Below are 10461 nucleotides of genomic sequence, written 5' to 3'. Positions count from 1 at the left end.
GCATTCTACATTTTCTGGGGCCCGGGGGGGGGGGGGGGCGCGGGGGCGGGGGTGGGGGGGGGCCCCCCCCCCCCCCAACCCCCCCCCCGGGGCGCCCCCCCCCCCCCCGGCGGGGGGGGGGCCCCGCCGCCCTCACCCCCCACCCACCACCCCTTCCACGGGACGCCACCCCCGCCCCACCGGCGCGAACGAGACCCACACGTCACCCCGGCATGGCACAATCCCCACCACCGCAGACACCACAACACCAAGGGGAGTCGGGCGTTGTTCCGCACCACCACCGGCTGGGTCGTCTCACCCACCGACCTCGTCGACACACTGGAGTGCGACCACCGCAGCGCCCTCAAGAGCGCCCTGGCCGCCCACGTGCCCGGAGCACCCCGCCCCGACGAGGTCGACACCCTCGTCGCCCACCACGGCGACCTCCACGAAAAAGCCGAACTCGACCGCCTGACCACCCTGTTCGGCCACGACCTGGTCCGTATCGACCCACCCACCGCCGACGACCACTCCCTGGCCGCCGCCGCCCACGCCACCGCCCAGGCCATGGCCGCCGGAGCACCCGTCATCTACCAGGCGTCCTTCCACCACCCCCTCACCGACACCGTCGCCTTCCACGGACGCGCCGACTTCCTCATCCGCTCCGACCTGGACCCCACCACCGGCACCCCCCGCCCCAACGCACCCACCCCCCACACCTACGAACCCTGGGACACCAAACTCGCCCGCCGCCCCGGCCCCGCCGCCGTCGTCCAACTCGCCGCCTACGCCCAGGCCGTGTCCGTCCTCCACGGACACACCCCCCACCACATGCACCTCCTCACCGGCGACCAACACACCCACACCCTGCCCACCGCCGAGTTCACCCCCATCCTCACCACCGTCACCCAACGCCTCCTCACCCACCTGGCCACCGAACCCGCCCTGCCCACCCCCACCTGGGGCCAACCCCGCCCCGCCTGCGACGGCTGCGGCTACGCCACCTGGTGCGCCCAAGGCCGCACCGACGCCCGCCACCTGTCACTGGTCGCCGGACTACGCACCGACCAGGCCACCAAACTCACCGACGCCGGCATCGACACCATCGACGCCCTGGCCCACGCCCCCGACCACGCCCGCCCCACCACCCTGCCCCGCCGCTCCTTCGACCAACTCCGCGCCCAAGCCGCCCTCCAGGTCCGCCAGGACACCACCCGCACCCCCACCAACCCCCAGGGCACCGTCACCGCCGAGGTGTTCTCACCCGAAGGCCTGGCCACCCTGCCCGCACCCAGCCCCGGCGACGTCTTCTTCGACATGGAGGGCTACCCCTACCACTCCCGCCAGGGCGAACGCGGCCTCGAATACCTGTTCGGCGCCACCACCGAGGACGAGAACGGCCAGGAGACCTTCCACGCCTTCTGGGCCCACGACCGCGCCCAGGAGAAGAAGGCCCTGGAGGACTTCGTCGACTTCGCCACCGCCCGCATCGACGCCGACGAGAACGCGCACGTCTACCACTACGCCTCCTACGAGGTCGACCGCCTCACCCACCTGAGCGCCGAGTTCGACACCCGCGAGGAGGAGGTCAACCGGCTCCTGCGCGAGAACCGCCTCGTGGACCTGTTCACCGTCGTCCGCAAGAGCCTGCGCGTGTCCCAGCGCTCCTACTCCATCAAGTACCTCGAACCCCTCTACCTCGGCGCCGGCCGCGACGGCGGCGTCACCACCGCCGCCTCCAGCATCGACGCCTACGCCGCCTACCTGGCCGCCCGCGAGGCCGACGACACCCCCACCGCCGAACGCGTCCTGGCCGACATCGCCGCCTACAACCGCGACGACTGCCACTCCACCGCCCGCCTACGCGACTGGTTGGAGACCCACCGCACCCAACAGGGCATCACCGACCGGCCCCTCATCCAGTTCGAACTCTCCGAAGAGGAGACCGAACGCGCCCGCAAACGCGCCGAGAAGGCCGCCCGCCACGCCGCCCTCACCGAACCCCTCCTGGCCCACGTCCCCTCCGACCCCGACCAGCGCACCCCCGACGACACACCCCGCGCGGCCCTGGCCGCCCTGGTCGGCTACTACCAGCGCGAGAACACCCCGCCCTGGCGCGAACACTTCCAACGCCAGAGCGCACCCCTGGCCGACCTGGAGACCGACAGCAACTGCGCCGTGCCGTGGCAGGTCCACGTGGGGGAGTGGGAGGAACCCACCGGCAGGCGCACCAAAGCCCGCCGCGAGGTGTCCATGCGCCTGGACCGCGCCCACCCCAACCCCTTCACCACCGGCGAGAGCGTCCACCTCCTCCACCCTGGCGCCCCCGGCCAGGCCGCCACCACCCACCCCGCCACGGTCGTGCGCGCCGAACCCGACGCCCTGACCCTGGTGGAGACCGCCCACCCCGACCAGACCGTCTCCCGCGCACCCGTGGCGGCCCTGCCCGGCTCCCCGGTGGACCCCAAACCCAAGGACGGCGCCCTGGAGAGCGTCGCCCACACCGCCGTCACCGACCTGCCCCACTGGCCCCACCACCCCGGCCTGGACGTCCTGCGCCGCCTGCCCCCGCGCCTGAACCCGCCCGGCCCGCTCCCCGCCCCCGACCCGGGCGACCCCATCAGCGCCGCCATCGCCGCCGTGGACCGCCTGGACCACTCCTACCTCGCCGTCCAGGGCCCGCCCGGCGCCGGAAAGACCTACCTGGCCGCCCAACTCATCACCCACCTCATCAAGGAGGGCCGCAGCGTCGGAGTGTGCTCCACCGGCCACAAGGCCGTGGAGAACGTCATGTCCGCCGCCCTGCGCGCCGCCGACCGACAGGGCCTGGAGGTGGCCGCCGCCAAACGCCCCCGCGGCGGCAAGAAGGACCCCGACGCCCCCTGGGAACAACCCTCCAGCCAGAAGGTCCTGGCCAACTGGCGGGCCAAACGCACCGCCCAGGGCCAACCCGTCCTCATCGGCGGCACCGCCTGGGGCATGTCCGGCGCCGACACCGTCGCCGACCCCCTGGACGTCCTCATCATCGACGAGGCCGGACAGTTCGCCCTGGCCGACACCCTGGCCGTGTCGGCCAGCGCCCGCAACCTCGTCCTGCTCGGCGACCCCCAACAACTACCCCAGGTCGTCCAAGGGGTCCACACCGAGGGCGCCGACGCCTCCGCCCTCCAACACCTCATGGGCACCGACCCCATCATCGACCCCGCCCTGGGCTACTTCCTGGACCAGACCCGCCGCATGCACCCCCAGGTGTGCGCCCCCGTCTCCGCCCTGTCCTACCAGGGCCGCCTCCAAGCCCACCCCAGCACCGCCCAGCGCACCCTGGGCGCCCCCACCGCACCCACCCGCCTCACCCCGGGCGTGTACACCCTGCCCGTCCACCACACCGGCCGCACCACCCACAGCCCCGAGGAGGTCGAGGCGGTGGTCGCCACCGCCCGCCACCTGGTCACCGAACACGTCACCACCGACCCCGACCAGGGACCGCGCCCCCTCACCGGCCACGACATCCTCGTCGTGGCCCCCTACAACCTCCAGGTACGCACCCTGCGCCAGGCCCTGACCCACGCCCAACACCACACCCCCGCCCTGGAAGGGGTACGGGTGGGCACCGTCGACAAGTTCCAGGGCCAGGAGGCCGCGGCCGTCCTGTGCTCCATGACCACCTCCGACGCCGCCGAGACCAGCCGCGGCCCCTCCTTCGTCCTGGACCGCAACCGACTCAACGTCGCCCTCTCCCGCGCCCAGGTCCTGGCCGTGGTCGTGCACTCACCCGACCTGCTCACCACCACCCCCCGCACCATCGACGAACTACGCCTGCTGGCCTCCTTCACCGGACTGGTCACCACCGCCCGCCCCTGGCCCCACCCCTGACCGGCCCACCGTGAGAACCACCCCACACGCCCCCGCTCCCGGGTTTCGGACACCCCCCAGGTGGAGTACGTTTTAGGGAGCACACCACGCCCGACCGCGAGCGCCACCGCGCGCCGCGCGCGGGCCACGGCGTGCGCACGCGAGGGAGTGTTCCGCGGCTGCGCGGATGTTCTGCCCGGCCCCCACCGCACCCGCGCCCACCGGGCCGCGCGGCGCGGACACGGCCGACAGCGCACCCGCACCGGCGAACACCACCCAGCCCACCCCCACGCCCGCTGGTGGGCCACGCCGCCCGGCCCGCCACCGTTCTCGAAAGGCACCACGGCCCCCGTGTCTGAACGTCCCTCCTCCTCCGGCGGTGGCCGCAACACCCGCCACCCCACCGGCATCCGTGTCGTCATCACCGTCCTGGCCCTGCTCGCCCTGGCCCTGGGCCCCTTCGGCTACCTCATGGGCGTGGACGCCGACTCCCACGCGGGATCGGCCGCCGAATGGTTCACCCTCGCCTTCGGGGCCGCCGTGGGCCTGCCCTTCCTGGCCGCGGCCGTGGCCACCGTGGCCGGCGACCGCAGGGCCGCCCTGTGGTCGCTGGTACTGCTGGTCTGGCCCGTGGTGTTCGTGGTGGTGATCCACGCCGCCGGTCTGGCCGGGTAGGCTCCCGGGGGTGTCACCCAAGAAACGCAACCGCCGCAAACCCCTCAAGGGGTCCGCCCAGGCCCCGGCCAACGACCGGGACCACAGCGAACGGGGACGCGTCGAACCCGGCAGCACCCCGGACCGGCGCCCGCTCAGCCGCACCCCGCTCACCCTCGCCGAGCCCCCCGACCGCAGGGTCACCGCCCTGTGGGTCGTGCTGTGGGCACTGTGGGGCCTGGGCAGCCCCCTGGCCCTGCTGGCCCTGCTCCTGGCCGGGCTCAACGCCTTCGACACCGCCACCCTGCCCCTGGACCCCGCCGCCGCACCCGACCCGGGCGCGCTCGCCGACCAGGAGGCCCAGGCCGTGCGCGCCATCGGCACCGCCCTGGTGTGGTTCCTGATCATGGCCTGGGCCGTCCCGGCCCTGGGAGCGGTCACCGCCACCGTACTGCGCCGCAAGATGGCGGCCATCGCCTTCACCGTCGCACTGGCGCTCTCGGTGGGCCTGCTCCTGCTCACCGTCTCACCCGGCGAACTCTGGGCGGCGCTGAGCGCCCACCTGTCCGGCTGAGACCCCACCACCCCCTGACCGCCCCGCCTGCCACTCCTGGGCCCCCACCCGGGTCACAATGGAACCCGTGGACACCACCGACGCCTCCCCGCAACCCGAGCCCCGGGCCGAGATCGCCCTGCCCACCACCGTGCGCGCCCGCCTCCAACACCTGGACCACGGCGTCCTGGTCGACACCCGCGCCCTGGAAAGGGTCCGCGAACGCTTCGACACCGAACAGGCCCACACCCTGGGCCGGTTCCTGGCCAACGCCCAGTCACCGGCCACCCTGCGCGCCTACCGCGCCGACTGGACCTCCTTCGGCGCCTGGTGCCTGGCCGAACAGCGCACCTCCCTACCGGCCGACCCCGTGGACGTGGCCGTCTACCTCGCGGCCTGCGCCGAACAACGCGGCCAGGACGGCACCACCTGGGCCTACTCACCCGCCACCCTGGAACGCCGCTCGGCCGCCATCGCCGCCGTCCACGGCGCCCACGGCCTGGACTCACCCACCCGCGCCGAAGTGGTGCGCATGACCCTGCGCGGTATCCGCCGCACCCGCAGGGCCCGCCCGCGCCGCAAGGCCCCCGTGGTACTGGACACCCTGGAGGCGATGCTGGCGGTGCGCCCACCCGAGGGACACCCCGGGGGAGTGGCGCGCAGACGCGACGCCGTACTGCTGCTCACCGGGTTCGCCGGGGCGCTACGCCGCTCGGAACTGGCCGGGCTGACCTTCGACGACCTCCAGACCCGCACCGACCCCGCCACGGGAGCGCCCACCCTGGTGGCGTCACTGTGGGCGACCAAGACCGACCAGGAGGGCCGCGCCCACCAACGGGTCGCGCTACCCCGGGGCCGCCACCGCGCGACCTGCCCGGTGTGCGCGGTGGTCGACTGGTCACAGCTGCTGGTCGTGCACCGTGACGGGGGAGGCGAGGCGGTACGGGAGTGGCTCCAGCGGCCCCGAGCCCCCCAGCCCGCCGCCCGCGCCCACTCCTGCCAGGGCCTGACCCGACTGGAACTGGCCGACGGCACCCAGCGCCCGCTGCTGCCGTCCGTGGACCGCCACGGACGCCCCGCGGACAGGGCGATGACACCCAAGGCCGTGGGCAACCTGGTCAAACGCTACGCGCAACGGGCCGGGCTGGACCCCGACGACTTCGGTGGGCACTCACTACGGGCCGGATTCGCCACCCAGGCGGCACTGGGCGGGGCCACCGACCGCGAGATCATGCGCCAGGGCCGGTGGACCAACGCCCAGACCGTCCACGACTACATCCGCACCGCCAACCCGCTGGAGGACAACGCGGTCACCAGACTGGGCCTGTGAGCCTCCGCAGGGCGTGTGACCTGCGACTCAAAGGCCACCCCCGCATCTCGAATCTCCAACAAACCCATCAGCAACACCCGATACTGACCGTTAAAGTGCGATCCTTCCCTGATGAGACATTAGGTTGGTTGCGTGAGAAAGGGGACGGACCCATGGTCGACGAGTTTCGCGCGGCATTCCAAGAACTGATCGACGCCTCCGTCGCCACCGACCCCCAACAGTTCCCGCCAGCCGTCCACAAGGTCTACCTCCTGGCCTCCCAGATCCCCACCTCCGAACGAGAACTGGCCCTGGAAGCCCTCACACCCCTACTCACCGGAGACCACGCCGCCCCCGGCATCATCGCCGACCTGTCCGTGGTCGCCGGAGCCCTCGTCGAGATGGGCACCGAACCCGGCCCCGCCGGAACCGAAATCCTCCACCGCCTGCGCACCATGGGCAAAGGCGCCATCGTCTTCCTCCGCGCCTGGGAACGCACCGGCGGCGGACCACCCCCCGACCCCGACGCCGTCACCGCCGACGCCGAAGCACGCGTCGCCACCGAACTGGGCCCCGACGCCCCCGCCGCCACCATGTGCTGGTGGACCATCCGCCGCCACGGCTTGGCCGCCCGCACCATGCTCGCCGAATCCAGCGTCCGCGCCCACACCCGACGCGACCCCGCCCTGCACGCCGAACTCGTCGCCATCGCCAACCAACTCAGCGACCAACTCACCGAGTTCGGCGAGGTCCGCGCCCTCCTCAGCATGGCCGAAGCCGCCTCGGCCCTGGTCATGGACCGCGCCTCCGGCCGCGCCTTCCGCGTCCTCTTCGACGGCATCGGCGACAACTTCCAACTCCACACCCTGCTCGCCGACGCCCTCATCGGCCCCCACCGACAGGGGCTGCCCGGCGACGCCCCCGACCCGCGCTGGACCACCTCCTTCCGCGACGGCCCCGTCGACCCCGCAGCCCAGACCGTCTGGGGCTGGTGGAACCTGGTCGCCCACGACGGCTCCTGGGTCTGGAACGAAGGCGTCCCCGCCGACATCCCCACCATCGACGGCGAACACGTCCTGGTCCTGGACGAACAGCCCTACCCCCGCTCCTGGAACGCCGGCCGCCGCCACCCCCACGTACGCGGCTGGCTGGAGGTCGACTCCGAACTCGACCCCGACGAGGCCGCCCTGTGGTGGAAGCGCGTCGCCCCGGCCGAACCCGCCATCCCCGACCCGGACGCCCAGGACCACACGCCCCTGCCCGAACCGGTGGTGCTCAACACCCCCGCCTCCGAGGCCCAGCGCGTACGCGGGTTCGTCCCCCAGCTCGACGACGAGGACACCCCCCACCCCGCACCCGTGGGCGACCCTCCCGAGGAGACCGCGCCCGAGCCGCCCGGGGCCGCACCGGCCCAGGACCCGACTTCGAACACCTCACGCGACCGGGCCGACGACGCACAGGGCCGGGGGAGCGCCACCCCCGACCCGGCCGACCACGCGCACCACACCCCCGCGATGACCACCCGGTTCGCGGCGGTGCAGACGCCCGAACCCGAGGCCACCGCGCGGGACGAACGGGAAGGGCACGACCAGGACGCGGCGCAGCCCGCAGCACCCGCGCCCGCGCACCCGCCCCAGGACGCCGCCGATCCCGAACCGGAGCGGGGGAGTGCGCGACCCGCCCCGCGACCGGCACACACGACCACCACCCCCACCGGGCTGCCCCAACTACCGCGCGGGGTCTCCCAGAGCTCGGGGTGGGGCCCGGCCTGGCGCTGAGACCCGCAAGGGGCCCTGAGACACACCCCCGAATGCCGTGGGGCCCGGGAGAGCGTCGCTCTCCCGGGCCCCACGGCATTCGGGGCGGTCCGCTCCTCAGGCGTCCTCCAGTCGGTGCCGGGGCTGGTGCTGGGCGGCCGTGACCGGCTCGGAACGGGCGGCGCCGAGGCGGGGCCGGTCCTCGTCCTCGTCGTCGTAGAGGCCCTCGAAGTACTCCTCCCTGGTGGGGCCGTCCTCGTCGTCGCGGACCCAGCGGGCGCCCACGAACACCGGGGTGGCCAGGACCAGGGCCAGGGGGACGAACACGCCCAGGGGCAGCAGGGTCAGGGCGCCCTCCACACCGGGCAGGACCGGCAGGCGCTCCAACAGGTGCGCACGCAGCAGCGCGGTGGCGGTCGCCCCGGCCAGGACCAGGGAGGCCGCGAAGGGCAGCAGGGGGGTCAGGCGCGGCGGGACCGCGACCAGGGCCACCAGCAGGCCCACGCCCACCAGCCCGGCCAGGGCCACCGGACCGGTGCCCTGAAGGGCGCTGGCCTGGACGGCGTGCAGGCCCCGCAGGTGGGCGAAGGCCCAGCCGGTCAGCAAGAGTAGAACCGGACCCAGGATCAGGCCCGACAGGAAGCCGACGAAGTGTCGCACGGGGGTGCTCCTCTCAGGGGTTGCGCAGCACCCTAGCGACAAAAGCGAAGTTCAGCACCATAACCACCAAGATGGGCATCTCGGACATCCCGGGGGGAGGGGGCACCCCCAGCCCCACACACACCCCCCGCACAACGGCGCGGCGCCGCCCCCCACCAGGCAAGCGACGCCACACCACCACCGGAACGCACCCGATCAGCGCCCCGCACCGCCACCGCCCTCGTCCACAGGCCCCCGCACCCTCGAACCCGACCCCCGCCGGGCACCGGCACCCGCCACCCGATCCAACTCCTCGGGCGTCGCCCGACCCTCCACACCCAACACCAGACGGCTGGGCGCCGTCGCACCGAACACACGACGCACCTCATAGGCCACCACCGCCACCACCACGGCCGCCACCGACGCCCACAACGCCTGACGGTGCTCCTGAAGAGTCGCCATCGCCAAGAAGATCGCCACCAAACCCACCAACGTCGCCCACGTCACATAGGGAAAACCCCACATCCGCAACGTCAACCGCTCCGGCGCACGACGACGCACCCGCGCCCCCACCACCAACTGCGAAGCACAGATCGTCAGGAACAACACCAACAGGATCGCGCCGATCGACGCCACCAGGAACGCGAACACACGACCCGGGAACAGGAAGTCCGCGACCACCGCCGCGTACCCCACCACCGTGCCCAACAGGATCGCCCGCACCGGCACCCCGCGACGGTTGACGCCCTTGAGCACCCGCGGAGCGTCACCCTGGCGCGTCAGCATGAACAACATCCGCGACGACGTGTACATCGCCGCGTTGAGCACGCTCAACACCGCGATCAGCACCACGATCTCCATGATGAGCGCCGCGCCCGGAATCCCCACCGTCTCCATGACCACCACGAACGGGCTGCGGTCCAGATCCGTGGAATTCCACGGCACGACCATCACCACCACCAGGATCGAAGCCACGTAGAACAACCCGATACGCCACAACACGTTCGTGATCGCCGAGGCCACCCCCCGCTCCGGCTCCGCACTCTCCCCAGCGGCGATCGTGATGATCTCCACCCCGCCGAACGCGAACAGCACCACCACCGTGGCACCCAGCACCGCCACCCAACCGTTGGGAGCGAACCCGCCCAGATCCCACAGGTGCGCGAACGTCGCCCCTTGCGAACCACTCCACAAACCCAACGCGTACAACCCGCCCACCAGCAAAAACGCCACGATCGTGGCCACCTTCACCAGCGAGAACAACGACTCGGTCTCCGCGAACACCCGCACCGAGACCAGGTTGGCCACCGTCATCGTGAGCAACACGGCCAACGCCAACGCCCACGGCGGCACACCCTCCACCCACTGGCCCAGGATCGCCGCACCGGCCACCGACTCCGCGGCCACCAACACCGCGTACATCCACCAGTACACCCAGCCGATCGCGAACCCCGCCCGCGGCCCGAACGCCAACCGGGCGTAGTCGGAGAAGGAACCCCCGGCCGGAACCGACACCACCATCTCACCCAGGGCCCGCAACGTCAGGAACACCAGCGCCCCCGCCAACGCGTAGGACACCACCGCCGCCGGACCCGCCGTCTGGATCACCGCACCGGAACCGATGAACAGCCCCGCGCCCACCGACCCGCCGATCGCGATCAACGTCATGTGGCGGCGACGCAACGTGTGCGCCAGCCCCGACTCTTCGTTTTTCCTGG

7 protein-coding genes are annotated in these 10461 nt (G+C 72.8%); 5 read left to right on the top strand and 2 right to left on the bottom strand.

The genetic code is table 11. The features are described from left to right. Window positions 1-264: 264 nt before the first annotated feature. The 5 genes from ACFYL4_RS21235 (at window position 265) to ACFYL4_RS21215 (ending at window position 8125) form a co-directional block, all read left to right on the top strand. Complete coding sequence (locus tag ACFYL4_RS21235; RefSeq protein ID WP_387520232.1) at window positions 265-3852, top strand: TM0106 family RecB-like putative nuclease; 3588 nt, start codon at window positions 265-267, stop codon at window positions 3850-3852. A gap of 330 nt (window positions 3853-4182) precedes the next feature. After that, entirely contained in the window at window positions 4183-4506 is a 324-nt protein-coding gene (locus tag ACFYL4_RS21230) for a hypothetical protein (protein ID WP_387520229.1), read from the top strand. A gap of 10 nt (window positions 4507-4516) precedes the next feature. Then, the gene (locus ACFYL4_RS21225) at window positions 4517-5059 is read left to right on the top strand and encodes a hypothetical protein (protein WP_387520226.1); all 543 of its coding nucleotides are present in this window, start codon (window positions 4517-4519) and stop codon (window positions 5057-5059) included. Between the two features lie 58 nt (window positions 5060-5117). Beyond that, window positions 5118-6368: a site-specific integrase gene (locus ACFYL4_RS21220; RefSeq protein WP_357761827.1), complete on the top strand. Its 1251-nt coding sequence runs from the start codon at window positions 5118-5120 to the stop codon at window positions 6366-6368. Window positions 6369-6520: 152 nt separating this feature from the next. Beyond that, window positions 6521-8125 (top strand): hypothetical protein, encoded by a 1605-nt coding sequence (locus ACFYL4_RS21215; protein ID WP_387520224.1) that lies wholly within the window; start codon window positions 6521-6523, stop codon window positions 8123-8125. A 96-nt stretch (window positions 8126-8221) separates the two neighbouring features. On the opposite strand, the gene ACFYL4_RS21210 is transcribed toward ACFYL4_RS21215, so the two are convergent. Then, the gene (locus ACFYL4_RS21210) at window positions 8222-8764 is read right to left on the bottom strand and encodes a hypothetical protein (protein WP_387520222.1); all 543 of its coding nucleotides are present in this window, start codon (window positions 8762-8764) and stop codon (window positions 8222-8224) included. 195 nt (window positions 8765-8959) lie between these two features. Beyond that, complete coding sequence (locus tag ACFYL4_RS21205) at window positions 8960-10411, bottom strand: amino acid permease (protein ID WP_357768026.1); 1452 nt, start codon at window positions 10409-10411, stop codon at window positions 8960-8962. Window positions 10412-10461 lie beyond the last annotated feature (50 nt).

Origin of the sequence: Nocardiopsis sp. NPDC006938 (genome assembly GCF_042869555.1) — a bacterium.
Classification (GTDB): domain Bacteria; phylum Actinomycetota; class Actinomycetes; order Streptosporangiales; family Streptosporangiaceae; genus Nocardiopsis.
Note: the sequence above shows the minus strand (reverse complement) of the source record. Positions and strands in the feature narration are given on the sequence as shown.